The 25,393-nt window shown below is 44.7% G+C and carries 30 protein-coding genes and 2 pseudogenes; 5 read left to right on the forward strand and 27 right to left on the reverse strand.

The genetic code is table 11. From position 1 onward, the window contains the following. Window positions 1–62 precede the first annotated feature (62 nt). Both BDD26_RS17255 and BDD26_RS17260 read right to left on the reverse strand, forming a co-directional pair. A complete protein-coding gene (locus tag BDD26_RS17255) occupies window positions 63–563 on the reverse strand; it encodes a thermostable hemolysin (protein ID WP_115827242.1) in 501 nt (166 codons plus the stop codon). 45 nt (window positions 564–608) lie between these two features. Beyond that, window positions 609–2,180 (reverse strand): long-chain-fatty-acid--CoA ligase, encoded by a 1,572-nt coding sequence (locus tag BDD26_RS17260; protein WP_115827243.1) that lies wholly within the window; start codon window positions 2,178–2,180, stop codon window positions 609–611. Between the two features lie 314 nt (window positions 2,181–2,494). On the opposite strand from BDD26_RS17260, the gene BDD26_RS17265 reads away from it, so the two are divergent. Continuing rightward, window positions 2,495–3,694 (forward strand): cyanate transporter, encoded by a 1,200-nt coding sequence (locus BDD26_RS17265; protein WP_211305492.1) that lies wholly within the window; start codon window positions 2,495–2,497, stop codon window positions 3,692–3,694. Here BDD26_RS17265 and BDD26_RS17270 read toward each other — a convergent pair. The 8 genes and pseudogenes from BDD26_RS17270 to BDD26_RS20395 form a co-directional block, all read right to left on the reverse strand. Further along, window positions 3,691–4,632 (reverse strand): LysR family transcriptional regulator, encoded by a 942-nt coding sequence (locus tag BDD26_RS17270; protein ID WP_115827245.1) that lies wholly within the window; start codon window positions 4,630–4,632, stop codon window positions 3,691–3,693. The genes BDD26_RS17265 and BDD26_RS17270 overlap by 4 nt on opposite strands. A gap of 223 nt (window positions 4,633–4,855) precedes the next feature. Beyond that, on the reverse strand, window positions 4,856–6,247 hold the full coding sequence (locus tag BDD26_RS17275) for an ISKra4 family transposase (protein ID WP_115827246.1): 1,392 nt from the start codon (window positions 6,245–6,247) through the stop codon (window positions 4,856–4,858). An 88-nt stretch (window positions 6,248–6,335) separates the two neighbouring features. Then, window positions 6,336–6,587 carry a recombinase family protein gene (locus BDD26_RS17280; protein ID WP_244922769.1) on the reverse strand — a complete coding sequence of 84 codons (252 nt, stop codon included), beginning with the start codon at window positions 6,585–6,587 and terminating at the stop codon, window positions 6,336–6,338. Window positions 6,588–6,731: 144 nt separating this feature from the next. Beyond that, window positions 6,732–7,310: a plasmid pRiA4b ORF-3 family protein gene (locus BDD26_RS17285; protein ID WP_115827247.1), complete on the reverse strand. Its 579-nt coding sequence runs from the start codon at window positions 7,308–7,310 to the stop codon at window positions 6,732–6,734. A gap of 41 nt (window positions 7,311–7,351) precedes the next feature. Next, the gene (gene tssI, locus BDD26_RS17290; protein WP_115827248.1) at window positions 7,352–9,418 is read right to left on the reverse strand and encodes a type VI secretion system tip protein TssI/VgrG; all 2,067 of its coding nucleotides are present in this window, start codon (window positions 9,416–9,418) and stop codon (window positions 7,352–7,354) included. 33 nt (window positions 9,419–9,451) lie between these two features. After that, entirely contained in the window at window positions 9,452–9,703 is a 252-nt protein-coding gene (locus BDD26_RS20390) for a hypothetical protein (protein WP_244922770.1), read from the reverse strand. A 32-nt stretch (window positions 9,704–9,735) separates the two neighbouring features. Beyond that, entirely contained in the window at window positions 9,736–9,867 is a 132-nt protein-coding gene (locus tag BDD26_RS20585; protein ID WP_280524532.1) for a hypothetical protein, read from the reverse strand. Beyond that, a pseudogene (locus BDD26_RS20395) lies at window positions 9,854–11,203 on the reverse strand (type VI secretion system baseplate subunit TssF). Before BDD26_RS20395 ends, BDD26_RS20585 begins: the two are co-directional and overlap by 14 nt. Before the next feature lie 562 nt (window positions 11,204–11,765). Here BDD26_RS20395 and BDD26_RS19405 point away from each other — a divergent pair. Next, the gene (locus tag BDD26_RS19405) at window positions 11,766–11,963 is read left to right on the forward strand and encodes a hypothetical protein (RefSeq protein ID WP_147299029.1); all 198 of its coding nucleotides are present in this window, start codon (window positions 11,766–11,768) and stop codon (window positions 11,961–11,963) included. A gap of 666 nt (window positions 11,964–12,629) precedes the next feature. Next, on the forward strand, window positions 12,630–12,896 hold the full coding sequence (locus BDD26_RS17300; protein WP_115827249.1) for a helix-turn-helix domain-containing protein: 267 nt from the start codon (window positions 12,630–12,632) through the stop codon (window positions 12,894–12,896). A 381-nt stretch (window positions 12,897–13,277) separates the two neighbouring features. On the opposite strand, the gene BDD26_RS17310 is transcribed toward BDD26_RS17300, so the two are convergent. The 11 genes from BDD26_RS17310 to BDD26_RS17360 all read right to left on the reverse strand — a co-directional run bounded on the left by BDD26_RS17310 (window position 13,278) and on the right by BDD26_RS17360 (window position 20,248). After that, window positions 13,278–13,700, reverse strand: a complete 423-nt coding sequence (locus tag BDD26_RS17310) for a hypothetical protein (RefSeq protein WP_115827251.1) — start codon at window positions 13,698–13,700, stop codon at window positions 13,278–13,280. A gap of 58 nt (window positions 13,701–13,758) precedes the next feature. Continuing rightward, the gene (locus BDD26_RS17315; RefSeq protein ID WP_115827252.1) at window positions 13,759–14,355 is read right to left on the reverse strand and encodes a YmfQ family protein; all 597 of its coding nucleotides are present in this window, start codon (window positions 14,353–14,355) and stop codon (window positions 13,759–13,761) included. After that, complete coding sequence (locus tag BDD26_RS17320) at window positions 14,352–15,491, reverse strand: baseplate J/gp47 family protein (protein ID WP_115827253.1); 1,140 nt, start codon at window positions 15,489–15,491, stop codon at window positions 14,352–14,354. Before BDD26_RS17320 ends, BDD26_RS17315 begins: the two co-directional genes overlap by 4 nt. After that, window positions 15,481–15,927 carry a phage GP46 family protein gene (locus BDD26_RS17325; protein ID WP_115827254.1) on the reverse strand — a complete coding sequence of 149 codons (447 nt, stop codon included), beginning with the start codon at window positions 15,925–15,927 and terminating at the stop codon, window positions 15,481–15,483. The genes BDD26_RS17320 and BDD26_RS17325 overlap by 11 nt, the downstream gene beginning before the upstream one ends. Next, a complete protein-coding gene (locus tag BDD26_RS17330; RefSeq protein WP_244922771.1) occupies window positions 15,924–16,505 on the reverse strand; it encodes a phage baseplate assembly protein domain-containing protein in 582 nt (193 codons plus the stop codon). The genes BDD26_RS17325 and BDD26_RS17330 overlap by 4 nt, the downstream gene beginning before the upstream one ends. After that, window positions 16,495–17,583: a phage baseplate assembly protein gene (locus BDD26_RS17335; RefSeq protein WP_115827255.1), complete on the reverse strand. Its 1,089-nt coding sequence runs from the start codon at window positions 17,581–17,583 to the stop codon at window positions 16,495–16,497. The genes BDD26_RS17330 and BDD26_RS17335 overlap by 11 nt, the downstream gene beginning before the upstream one ends. Beyond that, complete coding sequence (locus BDD26_RS17340) at window positions 17,580–18,704, reverse strand: DNA circularization N-terminal domain-containing protein (RefSeq protein WP_115827256.1); 1,125 nt, start codon at window positions 18,702–18,704, stop codon at window positions 17,580–17,582. Before BDD26_RS17340 ends, BDD26_RS17335 begins: the two co-directional genes overlap by 4 nt. 80 nt (window positions 18,705–18,784) lie before the next feature. Further along, on the reverse strand, window positions 18,785–19,075 hold the full coding sequence (gene nadS, locus BDD26_RS17345) for a NadS family protein (protein ID WP_038269028.1): 291 nt from the start codon (window positions 19,073–19,075) through the stop codon (window positions 18,785–18,787). 2 nt (window positions 19,076–19,077) lie between these two features. After that, window positions 19,078–19,389 carry a toxin HigB-2 gene (locus BDD26_RS17350; RefSeq protein ID WP_038269026.1) on the reverse strand — a complete coding sequence of 104 codons (312 nt, stop codon included), beginning with the start codon at window positions 19,387–19,389 and terminating at the stop codon, window positions 19,078–19,080. A 122-nt stretch (window positions 19,390–19,511) separates the two neighbouring features. Beyond that, window positions 19,512–19,904 carry a hypothetical protein gene (locus BDD26_RS17355; RefSeq protein WP_147299030.1) on the reverse strand — a complete coding sequence of 131 codons (393 nt, stop codon included), beginning with the start codon at window positions 19,902–19,904 and terminating at the stop codon, window positions 19,512–19,514. Continuing rightward, window positions 19,901–20,248, reverse strand: coding sequence for a hypothetical protein (locus BDD26_RS17360; RefSeq protein ID WP_115827258.1), 348 nt, complete (start codon window positions 20,246–20,248; stop codon window positions 19,901–19,903). The genes BDD26_RS17355 and BDD26_RS17360 overlap by 4 nt, the downstream gene beginning before the upstream one ends. A gap of 315 nt (window positions 20,249–20,563) precedes the next feature. Here BDD26_RS17360 and BDD26_RS19410 point away from each other — a divergent pair, with 315 nt between their 5' ends. Continuing rightward, complete coding sequence (locus BDD26_RS19410; RefSeq protein WP_147299031.1) at window positions 20,564–21,010, forward strand: hypothetical protein; 447 nt, start codon at window positions 20,564–20,566, stop codon at window positions 21,008–21,010. On the opposite strand, the gene BDD26_RS17365 is transcribed toward BDD26_RS19410, so the two are convergent. From BDD26_RS17365 to BDD26_RS17370, 3 genes and pseudogenes are all read right to left on the reverse strand, one after another. Beyond that, window positions 20,911–21,378: a lysozyme family protein gene (locus BDD26_RS17365; RefSeq protein WP_244922772.1), complete on the reverse strand. Its 468-nt coding sequence runs from the start codon at window positions 21,376–21,378 to the stop codon at window positions 20,911–20,913. The two genes, BDD26_RS19410 and BDD26_RS17365, sit on opposite strands and share 100 nt — an antisense overlap. After that, window positions 21,365–21,508, reverse strand: a complete 144-nt coding sequence (locus BDD26_RS20400) for a hypothetical protein (protein ID WP_244922773.1) — start codon at window positions 21,506–21,508, stop codon at window positions 21,365–21,367. Before BDD26_RS20400 ends, BDD26_RS17365 begins: the two co-directional genes overlap by 14 nt. 4 nt (window positions 21,509–21,512) lie before the next feature. Further along, a pseudogene (locus BDD26_RS17370) lies at window positions 21,513–22,292 on the reverse strand (alanine/glycine:cation symporter family protein); the annotation flags it as partial. A 315-nt stretch (window positions 22,293–22,607) separates the two neighbouring features. Here BDD26_RS17370 and BDD26_RS17375 point away from each other — a divergent pair. After that, window positions 22,608–23,186 carry a recombinase family protein gene (locus tag BDD26_RS17375; protein WP_115827259.1) on the forward strand — a complete coding sequence of 193 codons (579 nt, stop codon included), beginning with the start codon at window positions 22,608–22,610 and terminating at the stop codon, window positions 23,184–23,186. Between the two features lie 18 nt (window positions 23,187–23,204). Here BDD26_RS17375 and BDD26_RS17380 read toward each other — a convergent pair whose 3' ends face one another. The 3 genes from BDD26_RS17380 to cheY form a co-directional block, all read right to left on the reverse strand. Beyond that, window positions 23,205–24,011 carry an alpha/beta fold hydrolase gene (locus BDD26_RS17380; protein WP_170140427.1) on the reverse strand — a complete coding sequence of 269 codons (807 nt, stop codon included), beginning with the start codon at window positions 24,009–24,011 and terminating at the stop codon, window positions 23,205–23,207. A gap of 200 nt (window positions 24,012–24,211) precedes the next feature. Next, on the reverse strand, window positions 24,212–24,868 hold the full coding sequence (cheZ, locus tag BDD26_RS17385; RefSeq protein WP_038269010.1) for a protein phosphatase CheZ: 657 nt from the start codon (window positions 24,866–24,868) through the stop codon (window positions 24,212–24,214). A 9-nt stretch (window positions 24,869–24,877) separates the two neighbouring features. Then, a complete protein-coding gene (gene cheY / locus BDD26_RS17390) occupies window positions 24,878–25,267 on the reverse strand; it encodes a chemotaxis response regulator CheY (protein ID WP_038269007.1) in 390 nt (129 codons plus the stop codon). Window positions 25,268–25,393: the final 126 nt, after the last annotated feature.

A 25,393-nucleotide genomic window follows, 5' to 3' on the forward strand; every position in this document is an offset into this window, starting at 1 on the left:
CTGCTTTCTCTATTTTAAAATAATCGTTGTTGTAATCAAAGTTTATATTCATTGAGAGTGCTTTAAACATATTTATGTGATCTTCTAAAAAAAATCACCCCTGTCACCGGATTAGACTCATAGTAAGTGCCCCAGTCACTGTTATTTTCATTAAGACATTCTTTATTTGCACTACAAATGGCGTCAAATTTTATTCCACATTTACTCAGTAGCTTAACAACAGTTTGTGTGATTGTACAAAGTAGTACATTCGCTCCAGCACAATAAGCTATAAATGGTATCAGTGTTGTAAACTTAACGCTGACATTTCTATTATTTGATATTAACCCACCAATCTCTGCTATTTTTTCTGGTTTATACTCTCTACCCCAAATATCATTTATAGTTTCCTCTATGCTTTTATTAAGATATTGTTCAGAGAAAAGAGGTTCTTGGCTTTTGAAACTGATACCAGCACATGAAACGACTTTGCTATTATTGTTGAGTTCCTGCGATGCTACCATGTAATAATCTGGATTAGGGTTTATATATGCATTGTAAAAACTAGCGTATTTTTCCTCCATTGCTTTTTTGCCTTACAGGCTAAATCATTATTGCTTCTTATTATTCTAATATTCATCATTCATTTCCTTTTCTAGTTGTTTAATTAGATTTTTCTTATCTGTCTTGCCAACGCTGGTTTTAGGTAATTTATCAACAATAACTATTAAGTCTGGAATTGCGAATTTTGAAATTTTTCCTTGCTCAGTTAACTCAATGAAATGTTTGTTGACTCTATTTTTTATTTCATCGTGTGGTGTGCTATCCTGAGGAACAACGAATGCAATTGGTCGTTCTCCCCATCTTTCGTTTGGCCAAGCAATAAAAGCAGCTTCACGAATTGACTCTATATCAAGTGCCCTATTCTCCAGCTCATTTGGTGATAACCACTCTCCACCAGATTTGATTAAGTCTTTCTTTCTATCTGTTATTACTAAACTTCCATTTTCATGGATATAACCAATATCGCCGGTATGAAGCCTTCCGTTTTTCCAAAGCTTTTTTGTGTTATCATTGTCTTTAAAATAATTAGGTGTCAGCCAAGGGGCTACCACTGTAATTTCTCCGACAAGTTGCTGCTCATCATTCAAATCTGTGTCAGAATCAATTTCAATATTGACAAAAGGAATAGGCTCACCTGCATGACAACGAAAATCCGGCAAGATTCCTTGCTTCATTTTATTGACAGCAATAACAGGGCCTGTTTCTGACATGCCGTACCCAGACCAAACATCAATACCATGGGATAAAGCTCTATTCAACAAAGGTGGATTTAGTGAAGCTCCGCCAACTAATACTTTTAAATTAGAAAGATCAACATGTTCTAGTTCGGCTTCATCTAGAACCATACACAACAATGTTGGTACGCTATGAGTAAATGTGACACCTTCAGCGGCAATTAATTTACAAATACTTTTAGCACAATACTTTCCAGTATAAACCTGCTTCAAACCCATCATAGTTGCTACATAAGGAAGCCCCCATGCATGAACATGGAACATTGGTGTAAGTGGTAAATAGACATCCTCATTGTGTAACCGTTGTCCACATTTATTGCTTCCTAAGCTACAGCTCAAAGCGAGAGTGTGAAGCACTAGCTGACGGTGAGTAAAAAAAAACCCTTTTGGCAGCCCTGTAGTACCACTTGTATAAAACAACGTAGCAACACTATCTTCATCGATATCAGGGAAGGAGAAATCTTTATCTTCGGAAGTAATAAGAGATTCATATTGATCATCATGCGGATTATTGTCATCACATATAATGTAATTCAATACTATTGGAAGCATTCCTTTATCATTTTTTATTTCTTCTTCAAAGTCTGAATTGACAAATAGGTGTTTCGCCTCGCAATGATTAAGTGTGTATATTTTTTGATCTTTTGACAATCGAATATTACATGTCATTAGAGTAGCGCCTATCATGGGTACAGCAAAATACATTTCTAAGTATCTATTACTATCCCAATCAGCAATAGCAACAACATCTCCTTTTTTTACGCCCATTTTCACTAATGAAGATGAAAGATTTTTTACTCTATCTCTTAACTGAGAGTAAGTATATCTGGTGATATCTTTATAAACAATAATGCTGTTTTCATGTCTTTTCACACTATTATTGAAAAGATTATTTATGCTCATTTTATATTAATCTTTCATTTGGTTTTCTCCATTATTTTATTTATCGACCTATTTTGGCAAATTAAAAAATAAAACTAGACATCGAATATTTAAATACAATGAACAACCCCGCCGCAAGCAGCGGGGTATCAAAACCAATAGTCAACTACAGGGTAGTTCGCCCCAAGGGGCGGGGAATATAACCCTCAGAGATTAAATTTTATTTCTCTGCTTTTTTTGAAATTAAAAATTAAAATAAGGTATCGAAAAATTAAATACAAAAAAATTGTGATATGATGTTTAATATTTTTGGTTTTAATAAAAAGGAAAACCTCATGTTGAAAAAAAAATCAAATAAAAGTGATGTATTGATACTTTTATCTCTTATCTTAATAGGCTTAAACCTAAGACCGTCTATGGCTGCAATTGGGCCAATACTGAGTGCAATAAGAGCAGACATACCCTTATCTTTTACTATGGTATCGTTGCTGACTATGTTACCTGTTTTCTCTATGGGCCTGGCTATGTTTGTCGGAATCCGTCTTGGAAATAAGGTGGGAGAGAATCGTTTAATTGCTTACTCGTTACTACTTATAGCAGGTGCAACAAGCTATCGTTACTACGCGCAAGATCCAGTTAATTTATTATTTACAGCGATTATTGCTGGAATGGGAATAGCATTAATTCAAGCTCTAGTACCAAAGATTATTAAAAGTAGATTCTCTCATTCCATTGAGCTCTTCATGGGTGTCTATGTGACTGCAATTATGGGAGGAGCAGCCTTGGCTGCTTCAGCATCACCATATCTGGCAGAATGCAGCAATAACTGGCGCTTTGCTCTGTCTATTTGGGGGGGGCTGGCTATTTTAGCTCTCGTCTCTTGGTTTATTGTCAAAAAATACCTTGGGAACTCCAAGAAAGGTTTTAGCAATAAATCAACTTTTACGTTTCATAAAAACCCAAGAGCTTGGTTATTGGGTGTATTCTTTGGTTTGGGTACCTCAGCTTATACTTGTGTTCTCGCTTGGTTACCACCGTATTATTTTGATCTTGGTTGGCAAAATAAAGAGTCTGGGTTTATTCTAGCCTTTTTGACCTCTGTAGAAGTAGTTTCAGGTATAGTCATTCCCGCCATTGCAAGTCGTAACAAGGACAGACGAATTATTTTAATCTTTTTATTATCATGTATTATCGTTGGTTTCAGCGGATTAATTGCACAACCAGAGCAATATGCGTTGTTGTGGGCAAGCTTCCTTGGTTTGGGAATTGGCGGCCTATTTCCTATGAGCTTAATTGTCACTATAGATCATATTGAAGATCCTGAGCAGGCAGGCAAATTGACAGCATTCGTGCAGGGCATCGGTTACATGATCGCTGCAATGTCTCCCCTAGTTGCAGGCTATATTAAAGACAGCTCCTCTAGCTTTACAACAGCATGGCTAATACTAGCTGTTATAGCAGGCTTGATGATATTTATGGTTCAAAGATTCAAGCCTACTGATTATGAAATTCATTTTCAAAAAGTCACAGCTTAAGAAGCATTCACTTCTTGACAAGCTTTGATAATTTGTTTTCTTAACCAGATATTTGCCGGGTTATTTGAGGACAATGGACTCCAAATCATATCTAATTCAAACCCCGGCAATTTTTGGTGAACTTCACGAGTATGCAGAGACATATGCTGTGACACAACCTTTTTGTATATTTTTTTTGGCAGCATCACCATCATTTCAGATGAGGTTAGCATTCTCAGAGCTGAATAGTAACCGTTTGCTTTTATAGAAATAGATCTCTGGGTGTCATGTTTCTTCAACCAGTTATCGACCATACAATTGTTAGTTAACCAAGGTGAAGGAAAAATTTGTTTTAACTTAGAAAGCTCTTCAATGGATAGAGGTTGGTGAGTTCTACTCGGACCATCAAATACAGCAACTAACTGATCGCTAAGTATGGATTGATGACAGAGATTGTGAGGGTAGTGACTTTGCTTTACGACGATACCAAAATCAATTTTTTGTTCATAGATCATACTAAATGGTACCTTGTTTTCTGGGCGAATAACTTCAAACCTAATTTTTAATTCTTCTTGGAGGATTTTTTTGAACAATATAGGTATAATCAGCATTTCAAAGTATTCAGGTGAAAATATGGTAAATACCGTCTCGGTATTTTGAGGAGAAAATTCTTTTTTTTCGATGCCACACGCCGAAATTTTTCTGAGTATATCTTCGATACTTTCAATGAGAACAATTGATTTATTAGTTGGCTGCATTCCTGATCTTAAGTTAACAAAAAGATCATCGTCAAAGGCTGTGCGCAGACGATTCAGACTATAACTAACCGTTGATTGACTAAGAGACAATATTTCTGATACTTCAGTAACACTTCGGTAGATATATAAATTATAGAAGACTTCTAAAGACTGAAAGTCCAACTTTCTTAATTTTTGTCGAAGAGCAATTTTTCTATCCATAATCCAGAGACTCCATAAAAAAAATAGAATCGAATAATACAAACCAACTGTAATCAGTTACATAAAAACTTATTGATATTGAAATTGTGAATATAAAAATTCTACTCATATCACATAACCAAGGTCATACATCCAATAGTTAGCAATTTCGCCGTAACCCTCTCTGTCAGCATAGCTGTCACCCCCATTAACAACACGGAGACCATAAAAATCTGTGGGGCACTTATGCAGCAATCTTTTCTGTCCAAGAATGCTCCGTTTCGTCACCTAATTTTATGCCCGGATACCAATGCTCAAATTGGGTTTTCAAATCATCATTAAGTACGGCTGTGCGGGTCTGGAGTAAGTAATGCGCACCTTGCTGGCTCCATTGCATCTGCTGCTTTTTCACCATCCGTTTGGCAATCACTTCATTGATCGTCGATTCAACAAATGAAGAGGAAATGGGTTCACCATAGCGGTACATTTCACCATAATTCGGGATCATCATGCTGTTATTTTCAATGTAGGTGTACATTGCATCGATATGTTTTGATAAGGATTTCTTATTATCATAATGCGAGATGTCCTCATCACACATCTCAGCACAATCCTCTGGCTGTTCTAATGCCTTAATCACATTGCCATGCCAGAGATACCATTTTGTACTGGTTAAAGCGTCCAATAATTCTGCACCGAGTTCAGGGGTGTTTTTCGATACCCCTCTGGCATATTGTTTGAGTACTGTCAGACGCATCGTGATATGAAACCAATCCTGTACGTGCTGCGATTCGGGGTACAAGTTAAATTGCAGATCCCTGAGATTATCGGCACCATCCGATAAGAAAGTAATTTGTTGATTCGCCTGCATACCTTGTGAAGATAACTGGGCGATGAGTTTTCTTCTGGGGTGATTTTCAAGACATTGCACAAAACCAAAGCGTTTGGTTGGAGCATTAGCCGCGAATGATTTTCCGACGATGATTTCAAAATGGTGTTTTCTGTCGTCCCGGTTTCTGACGTAGCCTCCATCAATACCCACCGTCATCGGTTTTCCCGGTTTGGGTAATTTTTCCCATTCTCTGGGATCGCCAGGGAGAAAATCCGGCAATCCGTCTAATTCGGCCTCTTGTCTTTGGGCGATCTGACAGAGATGATTTCTGACTGTGGAGGCATTACAGCGTTCCCCCACCGGCAGAATATCTTTGAGCAGATTGGCGGTCAATCCATAAGACATCAGTGACGCCCACCGGGTTTCTATATACCTGAGTTCCGGGTGAGTATGCGAATCACACCAGTGATTGAGCAAGCTAGCGGTTTGGGCTGAATGTTTCTCACACGCACACCGGTAAACCCGAAATCCCTCTACCGGGATAATGCCAAACAAGGTTCGGTACTGGATGGTTTGCTTGCCTTTTATCCGGCGATTTCGTTGACAGCAAGGACAAGCACGATGTTCATCCAAATATTCAGCTGCCTGTTTCTGGATCACTGATTGCTGGATAGTGTTCAAAAGTAATTTAGATTCAGACAGGGAGAGTCCAAGGTCATTGGGGGCGTCGGACTGTTTTTCTATCGTGAATAGTTTCTCCGTATGATGATGGCCTGATTTATCGACCACCGCTAGTTGGATTATGCTGTCCTCCCGGGGTTATGGCTACTGTATACCCCCGTTTTTTAGCTGGTGACGCAATTTATAATACGTAGAAACACCTAATCCCACGTTATAGCAGGCCAGCTTTAACTTGATACCTTTCTCTCTTAATGCGGCATAACCGATCGAGGGAGTGAACAACTATCGTGTCGCCGGTTCTGACCTGTTGAAGCATATCCTGAAACTGTGGCCGGTTGATGTTTTTCGCACTGGCCTGTTCGATATAGATTTTGTCAATTTTAATACCGGACGCAGACAGTGCCTCTTTCTGGCGATCAACATGCTGGTCAACCGAACTGACCCGAATGTAGGCATAATGCATATCACCCTCAAAAGTCTTTAAACCTGATAAAGATTTGTAGAATACTCTATAAAATTGACTTTCCCGAGGTTTATAGAGGATTATTTCCTCGTTTTTAGCATGGATGAAAAGGTATACCTTTATGGATACCGATCATCCTATCGGCTACAGCCCTATCACAATAGGTTCCAGTTCCGGTGAATCAAGGTTGAGCCGACTCAATTGGCGGTTAACCTTTTTGCGGTTAAATCTGACGGCATCAAGTTCATCAATTAATGGACGGATATCTCCGATCGTTGCTGTTTCATCGGCATTAACGATGGCTTCCAGTAACGCCAGTGTTTTCTCACATTCATCAGCTAACGTTGCCCCCGGCATTCTATTTCCGGCCAAACAAAAGGGAAATTTCAGGTTAGCATTGTCAAGAATGGTCTCAATACGGATATCGTGAAGCCAGTTCTCGAAAAAGTTGTATTCGTAAGTAAATCGATCTCCGGCATCAAACTCAAAGTCATCGAGCGTGATTTTGTAAGGGTTATCAGAAAAAGCAATTCCGCCAGAATAGGAAATGCCGTAATTTTTACCATAAATACGGAATTGATGCAGGTGATCATCCTGCCATCCCTGCGCGATCTGAATGATATAGTGAAAAGCCGCTAAAGAAGTCTCGCCTGATAGCCGAAATCGGCGCCAGACCATAGGGCTGACACCGCGAAGAGCCACTTTAACGATATAGGCTTTCATGGTGAGCTGCCTGCTAAAAACCTGCCAATTCGTTCATCCTATCACCAGCTTAACGGAGTGCCCCAAGGTTTTTTATGGTCTCCTTGCTGTGCGAGGATGGCACAAGGTGGTTTAGCCGAAAATTCGGTTACAGGAAGTGCTTCCGCCATCGGGAGTTGCCCTACTTGTGCGAGTGGCGCTACGCCCTCCGGCAGTTGCAGTGAAACTCCACGCCCGCTGCCCGCGGAACCCTGCCCGACATTAATCATGGAAGACAAAATACCGCCCGGCGTGACTTTCAGAAAACTGCCGCCCACTTTCAGGGTGATTTCTGCCGCCGCTTCCAGTACCACTTTGCCACCGCTTTTCAGGTGGATTTCCTGCCCGCTGTCAATCACGGTCGCATCGCCGGTCTGGATATGCTGGCTGCCTGCAATCCGATGAGACACATCGCCTTCGGTGGTGATTTTGCGCGAACCGGCCACCTGATGATGGTCATCGGCGAGTATCTCGTGATAACGGTTGTTATCGATACGTTGTTTCTGGTCGTGTTTGATATGCCAGAGGGCATCGTTTTCAATATGAGCGGTCAAATCTTTCTGGCCGTGGAGATAAATTTCCTCGCTGTCTTTAGCATCTTCAAAGCGCAGTTCGTTAAAGCCCTTACCCTTGTGGGTTTTGGTTTTAAAGGTGGTACGGGTTTTCTGCGCCGGTAAATCCAGCGGTGGGCGGTTAAGGCCGTTGTAAACACAGCCGGTGACTATCGGACGGTCAATATCCCCATTGAGGTAAGAGATAATCACTTCCTGACCGATACGCGGGATGGCCATAAAACCGAAGCCGTTGCCGTTCCAGCCCTGTGCGACACGAACCCAACAGGACGCGCCATCATCGGGCAGGTCATAACGGTTCCAGTGAAAATGAACTTTAATCGCGCCCTCTTTATTAACGAAAATCTCTTCCCCTTCCGGTCCGACCACCATCGCCGTTTCATCGCCATCAGCCAGCGGTTTGTAGTGGAAAGGCGGACGCCAGTCGGCAAGGCCATCGATAAAATTGAAATGGTTGCTGAGCGTGGTGCCTTCCCCGCTGTTATCGCCCAGTGCCTGCGGGCAGCGCCCGTGATGGCTGATACCGACCACCTGCCAGCGGGCATTCAGCGGGGCGTGCGGGTGACTTTTGATCTCGAAAATTTTGCCCGGCATCAGTTTGATGCAGTTACTGTTACCGCTACCGGTTTTTTTCTGGTTATCCAGTGCTTCATGGCGGTATTTGAGAAACGGCTTGGCGACGGCATCTTTCTGAAAACGCCCGTAACTTTCAAAGACGGTATAGGGGGTTTTGCTGCCAAAGTCGCGGAAACCTTCGCTGCTCTGCATATGGGAGAGGTGATAACGCGGGTTCTCCGGGTTAAAATCTTTATGAAAACTGCGTTGCGGACTCATTCCCACACCCAGCCGTACCTGATAAATCGTATCTGTCCCGTGTGCGGTTTCCGGCTGGGGCTGGTAAAGCAGCGGAAGCCCTGCTGTCATCCCCAGATGGCTGTCACTAAAAAACAACGTTTCATCCTCAAACCAGAAACTGATCCCTTCTTCCGCCGCCAGACGGCTGAAAAACCCATAGTCAGATTCCCGTTTCTGGGTCACATATTCCCTGTCCTGATGCGGATCGTAGAGCTTCGAATCGGCACGGACTTTATGCTTTTTCAACAGACTATTCAGGATGGCAGGCACATTTTGCTGATGGAAAATCCGGCTGTCCTGATTGAGCGTCAGACGCCAGAGCGCAGGCCGAACCGTCACGGTATAAAGGGTTTTATTGCCATCGGTACCCACCCAGTCAGCGTGGGAAACAATGCCGGTGATTTTGCGTTGCAGCGTTGCGCCATTAAACACCTGCAACACTGCTTCCTGCATCAATAGTGTGGTCAGATCGATTTCCGGCTTCGGCCGAAAAGGGTTTTCAGGCAGGGACTGAACCAGTGTCAGGTTGAGGGTAAACAGTTCAGATAACCCTTCCTGAAGGGAAAACTCACCTATGGCAAAGGTGGATTCAGGCAGTCCCGCTATCTGAAGTGTAAAGCGTAATCCGCTTTTGGCCGCCGTCAGCCCGTTCATTATACTCATCCTATTTTGCTCCTTGTCATAATTGTTGAACAGTTACATCTCCATGCGTGCCCCATAAACTTCTTTGAATTCCCACAGAATTTTCTGATTCGGGGTAGATACATCCAGCTTAACGAAGGTGGACTGGCTGACAAAACAGGCCATCGCCTCATGGATTAACCGACAGAAGCGGTACATCTCCCACGGATTAGCGTAACAATCGGGGTTCAGAGTCAGTGACAGCAGACGCCCACGGACAGGACAGCCCAGCTTCATCCGGTCGGTCAGGCTCTCTTCCACCTGCATAATGCCGTCGATTTGCTGCTGAATATGGCGGCTCAGGGGCGGTTAAATTCGGTATAATGGTTAAACAGACGAAGAAAATGCCGCATCCCTTCTGTGGTAAACAACAAAATGGGTGGGCTGGCAAGGCAGGAAAGCAACGGCCAGCCGGAGTTATCCTGTAACATCGGCGGGGAATCCGTGGTCACTGGCATAATTATTGTGCACGCTGAGATGCGAAGGTGAACCCTCCTGCATCACACTGATGCTGCCTTGCGCCAGTGTCATTGCGGGTTCATGGTAGCCGGTGAAATTGCAGGCGACCGCGAGTTCAGGCAGGTTGCGAGCCGATTTACCTGTCAGGTCAAAAAAATGCAACCGGTGTTGAATGCGATCCAGCAAATCACGCTCGGTGCGAAGCTGGTAGTAGAAATAATCCGGCTCTTCCCCGGCCAGCAGTTCCGCTGCGGGCGTAAACTGTTCTATCGGCAGATAGCGGTAAGGCATGCCCCGTTGGGCGTCATCATCGGGTTGTTGCACCACCTGAACGTCATGCAACCGGAACAATTTTACCGAATCCCCCAGCGGCAAGGGATAACAGTGATTTTCGGCACCCAGCAGGACAGGTGGGCTGAGCCGTTTTTCCAGATGAATGGCCGGCACACAGCACAGCATAAAGGCATCACCGACACCATCCAGCGGCAGTTCGCCTTCAAAACGCAAAATCAGTTCAAACGTGCCGTCCGCATTGAGCGGAATTTCCTTGCGATCACGACTGATATCCAGCGTAACAAAATTATACAGGTGCGGCAGCGCATAATATTCAACCAGTGTTTGCAGGCCGGTATAGGTGCTCTTTTTCATCGGCAGGATAGGCTTATCCAGCAGGTCATGCCAGCCATAAGGAAAACAGCTCAGCTTACGTTATTCTCCCTGTGCTCTGACGCTCATCTCACAGATATGCTGGTCAAGCCACAGGCTGAGCTGTGCTGCCTGTTCAGTATCCGTGCCGAGGAAAAAAGAGAGCGCTCCGCATTTCCAGACGGGTGAAGGACTTCCCGTCTGACAAAGGGTCAGGATAATTTCACTGTGGGTGCCGGTTTTTTTCACCGTGCGATCCCGCACCACTAAAGGTTCAATATGTAGCGGGCGGCAGGTTTTGAACGTGAGTAATTGTCCCTCCGCCTGCGCAGAAACAGCCGTGTTTCTGGGAATATCAGCAGCGCCCTGATGTTCACCATCGGTAGGGAAAAACTGCATGACCGTAGCAGGCGGGACAGAGCACAACATTAACGGCCAGATACGGGACAGAATACCGTGGGTAATTTCGGGGAAATCATCCTCCAGTTTATCCCGTAAGCGGGCAATCAGTAACGCAAACGCTTCGAAAAGACGTTGAATATCGGGATCATGGGCCGTTGCCAGAAAGTCCGTTAAATGGGGGGATTCTTTTGCCACACGCTGTGCCAGCTCCCGCAGATAGGCGCGTTCTTGCAGGTACAGCGATTCCTTGTTGTTCTTCATTGAATTTCACTTACATTTTTACCCGTCAGGTATCGGAATAGTGCTGAATTAATAGAAGATGTTAGGTCTATAATTGTACACATTCATCAGTGAAATTAATTAACCAATTAAATCCAATTTTTGTCTGGTTTTGGTGGAATATCGGCCTGTCGGCGGAATTTGCACGGGAATTCAGGAAAAAATAAGGATGGCAAAATAGCCAAGTTTGACTCCATCCGGCCTGACCGTTAATATCTTTTTCTACAACAATGATCCATCGCCTGTCAAGATCGCCTTCGGGTGGCGAAATAACACTCCCGTAGCCTGCAAGGGAGAGCAAATATTGCGGTACATCTGCGCACCTTTGGAAGCAGATATCGCTGGACAACAACCTTCCGTCCGGCGATGAAAGTTATCCGGTTTCTTGATTTACCGGCTTATCACTCACACAGAGCAGTATCCCTGTCACGTTTATCATTACAATTTAACCCTGCACGATCTTAATCCACGTTTTGATTAACACACGGATAAACGTCCCGAAAACTGCGCGGCGTCACTTGCGTTTAAGCGGAGCGATTACCAAGTGACGCCGCTAAGCGGCCAACGTCCAGAGCACAACCAGACTGGCTTTTCGACCGATTTGAACTTTGTATTACTGGGTGACAGCGCTTTCACAGACATTTTTTCATCTCGCACCGACTTATTTAGTTTATTTTTCACCCTCTGCCTTGCAACAGGCCAATGCAGTAAAAAAGGAGAAATCACACCACGTCACGATTAATGAGGCGTTCATCCTGACTAAGATCAGGCACTGAACGGGGAGTACACCATCGCCGTGCTGAGCACGTAGCGAACTCCTGCAAAAACTCAACACAACCCTCGCCCTGCTACACATTATCTGACGCACCACGGAACGGTGAACCTAACCGACACGCAGGGAATGTTTCGAAATGAGTAAAATAAGTCTGAAAAACACAGGGGAAATACGGATAGCGAAGCGATCACGAACGAGAATAAATAACAAAGATTGATTTAGCCGTCCGTATTCTCCCCTGAGTTTGTGCAATAACGGAGGACAGGACTCACTGCGCCTTTACCTACAAAAGAGTTTAACTCTCAGTTTGGTCGCGCAGGGGTTCAAATGAGTTTGAAGTACACAGGTACTGTGCTAAGCAGGTTTATAGCCGTTCAACTTAGCAGTTCGGTTATTGAGTTAGATAAAACAATCGGTTAAAGTATTCCCGCCATTAGCAAAATCTAATGGTCAAGGTTTAGCAGCCTTGTGTTCACTGACACTGGTAGGATGTTTCTGCCAGTGCGCCTGCGCTCACCTTTTCAATGGTGGTTCAGGCAGGGGAGGCTTCGGCCTCGCTGGTGTGAACCCAGTCTGCTAACCCTGCCTTGAATCACCACCATCAATGATGAATTAATGGAAGGGGTAGCAGGAATGATTGAAATAAAGAAAGACTGGCATCAGGCCGACATTATCGCCGCATTACGTAAACGTGGTACAACCTTAGCGGCTGTTTCCCGTGAAGCGGGGCTGAGTTCTTCTACACTGGCAAACGTATTAAATCGTCCGTGGCCGAAAGGTGAATGGATCATTGCAGATTATCTTGGCATCCATCCCTCAGAGATCTGGCCCAGCCGTTATTTCGATCCTTATAGCGGAGAATTATTAGAAAGGAAAATCCGCGCTAAGCCACAGGAATAACCCGCTTTAATTTGTGATCGACTTCGTAAAAATGATAAATTTTAATATAAAGCCCTGAGCGTGAAATGGTCGCCAAATTTGACCATTTTTAACTCTCACGGCTTTTTTGCTTTAAGATGATGGAAAAGCACACAATGAGCAATATAAATAAGTTAAATCAGTTAGATAGGAAAACTAAAGGAAGCAAAAAAATTTGGGGGCATTAAAAGGGGCATAAACGGAAGATAAGAAAATAGACTTTTTGTATTCAACGAGTTATAATGATTTTCGATTCCGCCTCCGGCAGTCGAGGCAAACCGCGTCCCATCGGCGTAATTACCCACAGGTTGTGCGCCGATATCCCACACATTTAAATTTACATCGTCGGCTAATGATTTGCCGTTAACTTGTCGGAACCGCATTTTGGGCCTGCTCCACGGTTTTCTCTAACCCGATATTTCTCACAAACGCCGCTTTATCCGGAATATCCGCCCCGTTCTGCGCTTTGTCGAGGCGGCGGCTGGCGTTGTCGTTGGCATTCGTGGCTAATTTCTGACTGGCGGCCAGTGAACTGGATTGGCCAAAACTGTCAGTCAGTTTAGCCTGAGAGTCAGAGAGCATTTTGCCTATTGCCTCTGACAACTGGGCGTCATTGGACTTATCCAGCTTTATGCCGGCTTTCAGTAACACGTTAATAATTTCCCGCTGCACGGTGTTAAACCACGCTGATTCTAAGATAGTCGGCGGGATACCCGCGGCGACGTTACCATTGGTGTATTCACCGCGACTGTCCGCGGTGTTCGTAATATCACCGATTTTTTGCATAATGAGTCCTCACTCAATCAAGGTGATGAAAATAAAATTGAATTGAAATTAATAAGGGCTACTGGCTGTAACCGAACTGAAGGATCGTGTGAGACGGGCTTATCCGCTGAAACTGGCACTCGAGTTTTTTATTGCCCCATGAACGCAACGGATCACCGCAATAACTGCCGCCGGCCACCGCGTAATTTATCGTGGTGGCCGGGGCACTAATGCGCCAGACAAACGGCCAGTCACCACCGTTCAGTGCATCACCACACGCTGACATACCTGCTCTGGCCTGCCGGAATTCCGTGACAGTAATGTGAAATCCCAGTTCTGCCGCCAGCCCAATAAAATAGGCTTTGGACTGACCGCCTGTGCGTAATAGCTTTGCGACCACGGATTTTTGCCGCAATGAAATACTGTCAATTTCCCCAATCGCACAGTCATCCGGCAACCCCAGCGATTTTTCCCATTCTGGTAACATGATCGTTGCGGTTGCCGGGAAGCTGCCTTCCAGTAATAAATGCGCATCCTGATCACTGCGATGATAGCTCCGGGCAAGCGCCCGAATGACCTTACTGATAGCCGACTCCGGCCGCCGTGTCCACGCCATCCCGGTGGGTAACAGGCCATTTAATGCCGTGGTATAATCCGCCACACTGTACTGTTTCATGTGTATTTCACCTCCCCCCTTACCGGCAAATGACCAACCGGTAAGGTAATATTGTCTGTCGGTGAGGTGATCACAAATCCTGCTGTGCCCGGCACATCCGCAATGGTATATTGCAGTGCTGAAATTAAGATACGCCCTGAACCATCCGGGTTACCGTTTTCAAACAGCACGTTATCAATTGCCTCATTAATACGCGCCGTCACATCAGTGCTGATATGAGAAAGGCCGTGGAGGGTAAAATCCAGCCGGTACTTTATCGGCGATAACACCCAGACTAAAGCCGTGACCGGTTGTAAGGTATACAGGGTGTTGGCCACACGCAGCTGATCCCCGGCGGCATGGACGGCATACGGTTCATGGGAAGATACGCCATCTGCACCGACAGGAAAACCGTCCTGCGCATTGTTATCACACATAATATAAACCCCCACTGTACCAGCCCCTGCTGCTCTGGGTCTGACCCAGACCCGGGTGATGCCCGGCACGGATAGCGCCCATTGCTTATAATCGTCACTGGCGCCGCCCTGGGGTGTGCCCTGATAGGCCAGCAGCATACGGGAACGAAAATCCGCTTCGTTCTCAATATCCGCCCCGCCGGTAATGGGTGCAATCGCTGTCCCTTCAACATCCACGCCCGCCAGACTCTGATCCAGTGTTAATACCGTACCCGATGGCGCATTGCCGGCTGCCCCGCCTCCCGAATCATCTTCTGTGGCTTCCGGCAAGCGAGCTGTCAGCCGGGCATCGCCCCGCCCGTCAGTATTAATGTGAGTCTCAGTCAGTGTCTGGTACTGATACCCATCTCCCCGGTTTAGTCTTGTCCCGGCAGGGATAATCGCGCCCGCCACCCCTGTAAACTGATACTGTGTACAGTGCGCGCCCGTCGCGGGTTTGCGAAAAATCTTCTTTAACGCCGCCCAGCCGGATAACCATTCATCGGTGGCAGTAAACGGGGTGGTTTGCCGGGCGATATAGTCAAGGTAACCGTAATGCAGGTGCGCCATACCGGCGTCCATATCAGCCAGTACGCCCATATTGGAAAAGCGCAATAACGGGCCGGTTTGCTGTAATTCTGACTGTAAGTAACGGCGGTTCTGCGCCCGGAGTTCAGTGAGTGTTTTTCGTTTAAAGGGCATTTTCTCGCTCCCAGACCCAAAAAAAGCGTAAATCCTCGTTATCCCGCCCCGGACGCTGATAACGGATTATCATGTTCAGCCGGTTGGGCCAGACAATTTGTGTGCGGATATCAATTGCGGCGGCCACCCCATCGTCCAGCATCCATTGCAGTGCTTCACGGGCATAATCCTCAGCCGCCAGCGCCACGGCGGTGGTTAATTTCTGCCGGTGTAACAACCACAGCCGGGAACCAATGAGATAGTCTGCACGACTGTCACCCCACCAGCCGCGACGGTCAGTACCGTCAATGTCATCGTCAGGCCGCGCCTGCCTGTCCGTAAACAAACTGATAATGATAGCGGTTTGCAGATCATGCCCGGTCACTAAATCCCCGTGCCCCACCAGCCAGTCCGCATGAATATTTTTGACATCCCACCAGGAAGTAATATCACTCATTTGACGGTTTCTCCTGTTATCTGACTGGTGACCGTTGCACCGCCCGATTTCACACCGGATACCGGATGGGTGTGACGGTTGTAGGCCTCACGCAACTGTTTCAGGGTCGTGGTATTAGCATTGCAGTTGTCAATAACATCACCGGTCACTTTCAACACCGGCGTATTCAATAGCACCTCGGTGGACGCATTGACGGTCACTTTTGACGCATTATTTACGGTGACCGGTTGCCCTTTTGCTTCGACGGTGATCCCCGATGCGGTCAGCAGAATATGCAGCCCCCACTGGTTATACACCACCACTTCCCCGGCATTCAGCCCTGTGTACCGGTACTGTTGATGGTTGCTGCCAATCACCACCGCGTTAGAGCGGTCACCGCCCAAAAACGCCAGTACAACATCGGTGTCGGCGGGTAACCCGGAAGAAAACCCAAACTCAGCCATCCGATGGGTGTTGTCCCGGACTTCCATCGCTGTTTGATACTGCACCTGCTGAATAACCCCTTTATCATGACAGGAAGTTACCCGGCCCAAACCGAGCATCATCATGGCGCGCCGGTATAAGTTTTTAACGTCCATAATCACGAAGCTCCATTATTGAGGTATAGAATTCAAAGGGCTGCACCGCGAACGCGGCCGGCGGCATTAACGTGAGTTCCGCCCGTGTGCCCTCGTCTTTATTGCGGACATAGGATACTTCTGATAACAGCCATTGCTCAGACGCCAGACCGAACACGGGTAAATGGATCGGTATCAGGGTATTGGGTGTCCATAAGGTGCCGCTGACATCCCGCCAGCTGTCAACCAACACCTTGAGCACCTTAGAGCGTCCGTAACGGCGGTTCATTTCCCAGTCAATCGCCTCTTGCTGACGCCCCCGGGTATGCAGGGTACTTTCGATAATGGTGACATAATTGCGGTAGCGCATTTTAGCGGCTTCCGGATCTCTGGCTTCCGCAATTTTGACTGCCTGATAACCCTGCCCGGCGGATAACTCACTTAAGCCACTGACATTCATTGACAGGCCAGTATATTCTGAGAAGCGCTCATTCATGGCGGACTGGTAATCTGCCTGTTCAATGTTTTTCCCCTGTGCCACCCCACTGGCGGCTACCTTGTCACTGACGCGGGTCAAAAATAAATTGCCGTCCGGGGTGTCGTAATACAGCAGAGCCGACCAGCGGGTAATACGGTCAATCACTTCCTGTGAAGATTCACCCCAGTTCAGGGTAAACTGTGGTACAGACTTCATACCGGTCACATCGGAAGTCACCTCAATGCCGTACCACTGCGCCAGTTTCCGGGCAATCTGCAACGGTGTGGCCCGGCTAATCACGTTCTGCGGCCATTTCGCTGAACAATCAACCAAATCCTGACATTTACCGCGGCCGGTGACCCGTATCTGGTGAATACTTTTGTTAATGGATGAATGCCAGATATCGATATATCCCGTCATCACCGGATCGTTTCCCAGCAGCACCTGACAGGGCTGGCCCGCTTCCACCTGTTGTTTCTCATCGCTGCCGGGGTAATAGTCCATCAGCATCAGTTCAAAATCGGACGGCAACCGTTCAATGCCACGTGTTACACGCACACTGTCCCAGCCGTAAATGGCCTTACCGCCAATCACTAATGACAATTCATCGTTTTTTTTCATTGTCTCAGCGCCTTAAATCGGAGCGGCATAAACGCCGGATGACGGGGGTTACTCGCCTGTATCAGTTCATCACTGCGTCCGGCCTCAGCCCCTTTCAGTACTGCACTGGTTATAAACTCATCCCGCAACGCCATCAGGGACTGATAAATCTCATCCATGCTTAAATCCCCCGCCATCACTAATGCCGTATCCAGTGCATGACACACCCTTTTCTGTAAATCATGGGCTTCCTGATTGTTGGCCGGGGTAAACTCACTGGCAGCCTGTGCCATTGCACCCGCCGACAACACCACCAGCAACAATACGGTCATTTCAGTCACCTTCCGGTCAACTGTGCCTTGCTGATAGCGGGTATTCTGAAAAGCAGCAAGATGTTCAAAGATAGCCACTTTCTCATCAGTACTGCCGGCGGCCTGACTAATCGCCATCACCACACTGCCGGCGGCCTCGCTGAAGACTTCCACGGTCGGGGCAAGGCTCAGGGCATCAAGGCTACGGGTAATGGCCTGACGGCTCATCACCACCTCGGCGGTGGTTTTCTTCACTATCTCAGCATCATTGCGGCTTCTGTCATCCCGTGACCGGAGCCCCGTGGCCCCTGATACGGTGCCGCCAATTTTCCCGCGCTGATAACGGCCATAACGCTCACTGCCGAAAGTGGTCTTTAACATATCACTGAGGTTGGTCACTTCATCCACCGAACGGGTCACCATACCCACCCATTGACTGGCGGTTTGTTTGATGATCCGCATCCCCTGTACTACAGAGCGGATTTCCCCCCTCACCATTGAAACATAACTTGCCAGTGCAGTGGTGTAGGTTTGCAGCCAGTTTTTCTTCACTTCAGCGGCGGATTGGGTGCTGTTGGTGACCGCAAAGACTTTCAGGCCGGATTCAATCACCGTTAACGTGAACTCAAACACCCGGCCTAAATCCTCAATCCAGGCAGTATCACGGTAAGGATACTCATGAACAGCCTGACGGCGGCCGAAGACACTTTCCCCGGATATCACGGCAAACGGCACCCCGCGAAAGGAAGCCGGGTGCAGATGCTCAGCCCATTGCCATGACGAATCACTGCCGCCCAATAATGAGGACAGGGCATCTTTAATGAATGCCATACGCACTCCTCTTACATTTGGACATAAAAAAACCGCAATTAAGCGGCTGTAGATATGAAAAACCCGCCGAAGCGGGTTAATTACATAGAAAGCGCCTTTAAGACATGAAGCGGATCTTTCTCTATCGCCTTTAACAAGGCTTTTGCTGGCCCCGTTGGTTCTCTTCTTCCCTGCTCCCAATTACGTAATGTTCCAACGTTAACAGAGATTAATTTAGCAAAACCCGCCTGACTTAAGCCGGTTGCCTGGCGAATGTTTTTTACCTTCACTGCCTCAATAGTCGTTTCACGAGAGGCAGCGCGTTCGCCATTCATGATTTCGTTCATCTGCGTCATGCTTTCAGTCAGTCTGGAAAATAATTTACTATCCATTGTTACCACCCCTCATTTAATGCTCTCAGGACTTTCTTTTCTGACTCGCTCAGATCATCTTTAATGCCTTTTTTATAAATCAGAAGCAGTCGTATATGTGAAACATCTACTTTGTGATAATAAATGACGCGTACACCGCCACGCTTACCTTTACCTCTGGATGACCACCTAACTTTACGTAAGCCTCCGGTGTGCTGGATAACATCACCCGCAGCGGGATTATCTGCAAGATATTGTTGAAACTCGCGATATTCATCATCACTTAGCAGCTCTTTACAGTCTTCGGTGAATATAGAGGTCTCAATGAATATCATGTTTAAGTACGCCATTGGTGTATGTATACAATGATAATAGCACCATTATTACATAAGTCAATGGCGTATATATGAGGGATTTGGATAGTAAAAAGCCCCGTGATGGGGCTTTTTTTAGTGATTTAATTCACATTTGGTATAATTTTTGTGTATTTCTCGATATTTTTTTCGCTAAATTTTATAGTCTTTTCATTTAGAGAGCCTTTAACATAGCCAGGAGTACCTTTCTCACTTCTTATGAAATCAATCGCCTCATAGCATCTATGCTTGTTGTTACATATTTTTTCAAACTTGCTCTCATATAATTTATACACAAATGCAATTTCTGATCCTAAATAATATGAGACTTTTACATCGTTTGTTTTAAAATCTTCACGAATTTTATTGAATAACATGTTGTATACATTATTAACGTGATCCTCCTTGAAAATACAATTGCTTGTCACAACAAAATTAGCATTACTCTTACTGCTAAAAATATTACATCTAACTGAGATCTTATCCCCTTTGCTCATTTGTAACATTTTTTATCTGGCTTATCAAAAATAGATAAAATATAGCCTTCGTTATCACCTACAAATGCTCCTAATACAAAAACAACCCCTTCATTCAAAACCTCTATAGAATTAATTTTTCCTCTCATATTTATTCTTTCTTCTTTATATTTATTTACTACTAATTTATTACTAGAAGCAAGATTATATAAAGAATCAGCTATCTTTTCATCATAATAATATGGATACCTAGAATTCCAATGTGAATGTCCATCCCCCATAACAGATTTTGCTTCTTCATGAAGATATTCTTTAGAAAAATTTAAAAATGACTCCTTATTTTTTGGTATCAAACTTTTATCCAAATACACATCTTTTGCATACAAATTAAAAGACAAAAATAGAAGTAAAAAGAATGATCAAATCATATTAATATCCTTGTAACCAACCCTATTTATCATATCAATTCTACTAACTCAAGTATACCTCATAGAAACTGCCCCAGTTTTTGACTGGAGGCTTAGAGCTGCCTCTTACAAAAAAGAAGTGTTAATATCAATGAGAGGATAGCCTTAATTAAGCGCCATAATGGGCTGTTACAGTGGAGATAAGAACAGGATAATAAACAAATTAGTGCTATCCTTTATCTTATACAGCTTAATTACTTGAGGTACAGCACAATGAATTTAATAAAAGCCGCACTCCTTATGATTGTCACTGCAATAACTTTACCTTCTGTAGTAGCAGAGAACAAAAAATATGAGTCGATGCTTAATGTTAGTGATAATTACTACATGGATATTAATAATGGGAAAATATTCGGTATCTACTATGCACCCAAACTAATCGATAAAGACGACAAACCTTGGATGGGATGCTCTAACCCTTTTACAAGAAATGTCACTGTTATCTCTACCTCACCAGATGAAAGAACTATAGATACTTTCAAAGTAAAAGATAGCGAGGGTGACTATGAAACATATGATATTTCATCAATTTACAAAGATATTCCGAACTATGCACGCGGTTATATACGATATTTAATCAAGCAAGACGCTAAAATTAAACTCACCTCTCGCGTCTGTGGTAGTGGTGCTTTCCCTACCTTTGTAGCAGCGGAGAGGTGATTATCTAACTCATGGATACTGCATCGAGGTTGTGACTTTCCCTGTGGTTTTTCTTGGAATCTTTGCCGTTCTCCGGTCTTGTTATCGACTAAGGCTATTTCGACCAGAAAAGGTTTATTACCGATAGCATCCCTGACTGCCTTCGCAATGTTCGCGGCGATAACTTCCTCATATTCGCTTTCTTTCTTCTGGCCGTAGAGTGAGGGGAATGGAAATTGCTGTTCTTGCCTGTTGCGGCTGTTTTCGGTGATGGCGGCACCATCTATCATATGCTGCTTAACGAGAGGGACATAATTACGTGTTTCTCTTGGCATATTCGCCATGCCGTTTTCCTGTAGCTTTCCGATCCCCCCGTTATAGGCTGCCAACATACCCTCCGTGCTGCCGGTTTTCCCACGCAACCAATGAATGCAGGTATCGGGCGGCTGCATCTGCCGATTTATACGGGTTGAGGACATCATTACCTACCAGCCCCCACTCTTTGGCTGTACGGGGCATAAACTGCTCCTGCAAATCCCCCTTGTGCTGCAACAGGAGTGAAAGCGGATTTGATAATCAAGGCAAACGCATCTGGAATAGCACTCACATTGAGCCCTAAAACGACCATACCTGCACCCAGATAACCTACAGTCATAACCGGCACCAGTTTACCTGCAACATCAGAAATCCGTTTGATACCTCCAATCAATACCGCACCAACCAGAAAAACCAGTGCCGCCGCAGTTATGGTTTTATCAACACCAAAGCTACTTTGCAGTACTTCAGAAACTGAGTTGGCTTGTACCGTATTACCAATGCCAAAGCCGGCGATACTTCCGAAGAAAGCAAATAATGTTCCAAGCCATACCCATTTTTTCCCCAATCCATTTTTAATATAGTACATGGGGCCACCAACATAGTTACCGTTCTTATCTGTTTCACGGTAACGTACTGCCAGCACAGCTTCGGAATATTTAGTTGCCATTCCCACTAATGCAGTCATCCACATCCAGAACAGTGCACCCGGCCCACCCATAACAATCGCCGTTGCGACCCCTGCTATATTCCCTGTACCTATTGTTGCGGACAAGGCGGTCATTAATGCATTAAAAGGGGAAATTTGCCCTTCACTATGTTGTGTATTTTTTTGAAAGAGTAACTTGAACCCTGTCCCTAACTTACGTATCGGTAAGAAAGACAGGCGGATCTGCATGAAAATACCTATACCCAGAAGACCAATCAGCATTGGTACTCCCCATACAACCCCGTTTATTGCACCTAACCATTGTGTGATCAGTTCCATATATACCCTCGGAATTATACTTAACAAGCTAGTAACAAAAATGTTTCAATTAAATAAAAGATTATTTTGAGGAAATAAGCGAGAACTAATCAGGAATTATTGGTAAGAAAACTTAATACTGTGAGTGTGATCACCGGCTCAAGTCATATCTTAATAATTTTGTTTATAGCAAATCTTCATACATCACAAAATCAAAGATAAAAAGCCATTAGGTAAATTATTATCGTGTGATCTGGCAAATTTTGGGTTTTTTATAACAAAAAAATGGGTATTATTCCCTGACAAATAGTTTCTTATGTAATTAAAGGATTATCCGTGGCAAGAATTGGTTATATCCGAGTGTCAACAAACGACCAAAATAGTGATTTACAAAGAAATGCATTGATCAGCATTAACTGCGAAATGATTTTTGAAGATAAAATCAGTGGGAAAACCGCCAATCGTCCGGGATTAAAACGTGCATTAAAGCACCTCAAATCTGGTGATACACTCGTTGTCTGGAAGCTGGATCGCCTGGGTCGCAGCGTAAAAAATCTGGTGACACTCATTTCAGAACTACACGATCGAGGCATTCATTTTCAAAGTCTGACTGACAGTATCGATACCAGCACAGCGATGGGAAGGTTTTTCTTTCATGTAATGAGTGCATTAGCGGAAATGGAACGTGAGTTGATTGTTGAAAGAACTAACGCAGGTTTAGCCGCAGCACGGGAACAGGGGAGAATTGGCGGGCGTCCTGTCAGGTTTACCGAAGAAGACCAGCAACAAGCCGCCAGATTGCTGAATAAAGGCCACACCAGAAAACAACTCTCAATTATTTATAATGTGTCGCTGTCAACTATTTATAAATATTTGCCTGCGAATTTAACGGTTAACCTTATCTCTCCAGAGTAAAACGCTGTTCCCAATTACCTATTTTTGCAAAAAATCTTTGATAACGTTTACCCATTCTGTTGGGTTTTCTATCTGTACCGCATGACCACTCTTCACTTCCGTGTACAGACTGTTTTTTATACTTCTATGAACTTCACGTGCCAGATAGGGCGGGATGAGTGTATCGTGACTTAACCCAATAATTAATGTGTCTTTATTTATCCGGGAAAGGTAATTTTTGATGTTTATCGATAATCCTAAAGCTATCCGCCTGTTCGCCCCTTTTTCTGACGGTCTGGCACAAATTTGACGGAGCGTTTCCTGCTCCAATGATGAAATAAATTCAGGACTGAGAACATGGGAAAGCCCAAAAGCAGTTGCTGAGGCTCGATCGCTGTTTTCCAATTTTAACCAGGTCGTAAATATCAACTGGAAATAGGGATCATTATTTGTAGCCCACGGTGCAGTCAATACCAGACGATTCACCAACTGAGGATAAGTCGCTGCAACCACTGCGGCAACAACTGCTCCTAAAGATACTCCCACTAAATCAACAGGGGTATCACTACTGTCATTAATGGCTGCCGCTACCTGTTCCACAAGATACTCGACAGTCAGTGTCTCTGATGACAACCTGGAATTCCCACATCCCGCATAATCAGGAATAATAACTGTCCGATCACCATTAAATGCGGTTTTTATCCCTCCAAAGCTACTATTGCCACTGCTATTTGTACCATGGAGAAACATCACCGGATTTTGGTGGCTTTCCTGATTTTCATGAAAGTCTTTACGGTAGGAAACAAATGAATCTGCCAGATGAATAACTTTTTCAATCGACTGCACTGTGTTTTCCTTTTATAGGCTCTGAATAATGATATCGATTTATACATCAAATCAACCAGTAACACTGTGCTCTAACCGAAAGTCCGGCATTTCTGCATATTGGAAACATTGAAAATAACGTTTGGGCAGCCGCCTGACTCGCCCAAACATCAAACTTATTTAAGAATAAATGTTGTTCGTTAAAGTATTATTACTCGTTATCAAAAACCTAAACTATCCAGTAAATCATCAACCTGCTCCTGGTTGGCAATGACGCCAATCCCATTCTGGTTGACCTGAGGGCCATTAAGAAGACTTTCGTTCTCTTTTTTAGTTTTGGCCGCCTGATCAGAAGGCATATTTTCCATTAATACCATGACCAGTTGTTTTTCCAGTTCCTGAATGACTTCCATCATCCGTTTAATTACCTGCCCGGTGAGATCCTGAAAGTCTTGGGCCATCATGATCTCAAGCAATTGGGTATTGGTAAATGCAGCATGTTCTGGTACGAGGTTAAGATAATTTCTCGTGTCAGTTACCAGAGTGCGCGCATCAGCCAGTTCTAAATTAGTCGGGTTCGCAAACCACTCATCCCAACGTTGAGTTAAGGATCTTGCAGAGGTTTCCAATTCATTCTGGCGAGGCTGAGCTACTTCAACGCAGTTCAGCACTCTTTCAGCCGCCTGTGCAGTCATCTGGACAACGTAATTCAATCGTTCCCTCGCATCAGGGATCGCCTCAGCCGCCTGAGCAATGGTTCGATCCAATCCCAGTTCACGCAGACTATCACGCAGCATCCTTGTTAACTGCCCGATACGACTGATTATTTCACTGGTTGTAACAGCTTCATCTCTCGGCATGACTGGATTTTCACTCATTTTGTCTCCTTAAAGCCCCAATTTTTCAAATATTTTATTGAGCTTTTCTTCCAAAATCGCCGCAGTAAATGGTTTCACAACATAACCACTGGCTCCGGCTTGTGCTGCTGCAATGATGTTTTCTTTTTTTGCTTCTGCCGTCACCATCAAAACTGGCAAAGCAGCCAATTTTTCGTCACTGCGAATTGTTTTCAACAATTCGAGACCATCAATGTTAGGCATATTCCAGTCAGAAATAACAAAATCAAATTCGGCTGCACGAAGCTTTGCCAGCGCTTCTGCTCCATCCAGTGCCTCATCAACATTGTTAAAGCCTAATTCTTTCAGCAAATTACGTACAATTCGACGCATGGTTGAAAAGTCATCAACCACCAGAAATCTTAGATCCTTATTTGCCATAAAAACTCCTTGAAATTTTATTCATCCAACAACACCGTGCTGTAAAAGTTAACTACAATATTCCCTTTATCTTTCAAGGCACGGCCTTGCTGACTGTGCTGCAACTTGAAATATATCAGGTATAAC

It is taken from the genome of Xenorhabdus cabanillasii (assembly GCF_003386665.1).
Taxonomy (GTDB): Bacteria; Pseudomonadota; Gammaproteobacteria; order Enterobacterales; family Enterobacteriaceae; genus Xenorhabdus; species Xenorhabdus cabanillasii.

Bases quoted from the DNA above. Each gene is read 5' to 3' on its own strand.
- tssI (WP_115827248.1), bottom strand. From the start codon at position 9,418: ATGAGTATAATGAACGGGCTGACGGCGGCCAAAAGCGGATTACGCTTT.
- cheZ (WP_038269010.1), bottom strand. From the start codon at position 24,868: ATGAGTGAAAATCCAGTCATGCCGAGAGATGAAGCTGTTACAACCAGT.
- BDD26_RS17255 (WP_115827242.1), bottom strand. From the start codon at position 563: ATGGAGGAAAAATACGCTAGTTTTTACAATGCATATATAAACCCTAAT.
- BDD26_RS17270 (WP_115827245.1), bottom strand. From the start codon at position 4,632: ATGGATAGAAAAATTGCTCTTCGACAAAAATTAAGAAAGTTGGACTTT.
- BDD26_RS17335 (WP_115827255.1), bottom strand. From the start codon at position 17,583: ATGAAAAAAAACGATGAATTGTCATTAGTGATTGGCGGTAAGGCCATT.
- BDD26_RS17330 (WP_244922771.1), bottom strand. From the start codon at position 16,505: ATGGACGTTAAAAACTTATACCGGCGCGCCATGATGATGCTCGGTTTG.
- cheY (WP_038269007.1), bottom strand. From the start codon at position 25,267: ATGGCAAATAAGGATCTAAGATTTCTGGTGGTTGATGACTTTTCAACC.
- nadS (WP_038269028.1), bottom strand. From the start codon at position 19,075: ATGGATAGTAAATTATTTTCCAGACTGACTGAAAGCATGACGCAGATG.
- BDD26_RS17340 (WP_115827256.1), bottom strand. From the start codon at position 18,704: ATGGCATTCATTAAAGATGCCCTGTCCTCATTATTGGGCGGCAGTGAT.
- BDD26_RS17325 (WP_115827254.1), bottom strand. From the start codon at position 15,927: ATGAGTGATATTACTTCCTGGTGGGATGTCAAAAATATTCATGCGGAC.
- BDD26_RS17355 (WP_147299030.1), bottom strand. From the start codon at position 19,904: ATGAGCAAAGGGGATAAGATCTCAGTTAGATGTAATATTTTTAGCAGT.
- BDD26_RS17350 (WP_038269026.1), bottom strand. From the start codon at position 19,389: ATGATATTCATTGAGACCTCTATATTCACCGAAGACTGTAAAGAGCTG.
- BDD26_RS17320 (WP_115827253.1), bottom strand. From the start codon at position 15,491: ATGCCCTTTAAACGAAAAACACTCACTGAACTCCGGGCGCAGAACCGC.
- BDD26_RS17265 (WP_211305492.1), top strand. From the start codon at position 2,495: ATGTTGAAAAAAAAATCAAATAAAAGTGATGTATTGATACTTTTATCT.
- BDD26_RS17315 (WP_115827252.1), bottom strand. From the start codon at position 14,355: ATGAAACAGTACAGTGTGGCGGATTATACCACGGCATTAAATGGCCTG.
- BDD26_RS17300 (WP_115827249.1), top strand. From the start codon at position 12,630: ATGATTGAAATAAAGAAAGACTGGCATCAGGCCGACATTATCGCCGCA.
- BDD26_RS17285 (WP_115827247.1), bottom strand. From the start codon at position 7,310: ATGAAAGCCTATATCGTTAAAGTGGCTCTTCGCGGTGTCAGCCCTATG.
- BDD26_RS17260 (WP_115827243.1), bottom strand. From the start codon at position 2,180: ATGAGCATAAATAATCTTTTCAATAATAGTGTGAAAAGACATGAAAAC.
- BDD26_RS19410 (WP_147299031.1), top strand. From the start codon at position 20,564: ATGAATTTAATAAAAGCCGCACTCCTTATGATTGTCACTGCAATAACT.
- BDD26_RS20390 (WP_244922770.1), bottom strand. From the start codon at position 9,703: ATGCAGGTGGAAGAGAGCCTGACCGACCGGATGAAGCTGGGCTGTCCT.
- BDD26_RS20585 (WP_280524532.1), bottom strand. From the start codon at position 9,867: ATGTTACAGGATAACTCCGGCTGGCCGTTGCTTTCCTGCCTTGCCAGC.
- BDD26_RS17310 (WP_115827251.1), bottom strand. From the start codon at position 13,700: ATGCAAAAAATCGGTGATATTACGAACACCGCGGACAGTCGCGGTGAA.
- BDD26_RS17280 (WP_244922769.1), bottom strand. From the start codon at position 6,587: ATGCATTATGCCTACATTCGGGTCAGTTCGGTTGACCAGCATGTTGAT.
- BDD26_RS20400 (WP_244922773.1), bottom strand. From the start codon at position 21,508: ATGCCCCGTACAGCCAAAGAGTGGGGGCTGGTAGGTAATGATGTCCTC.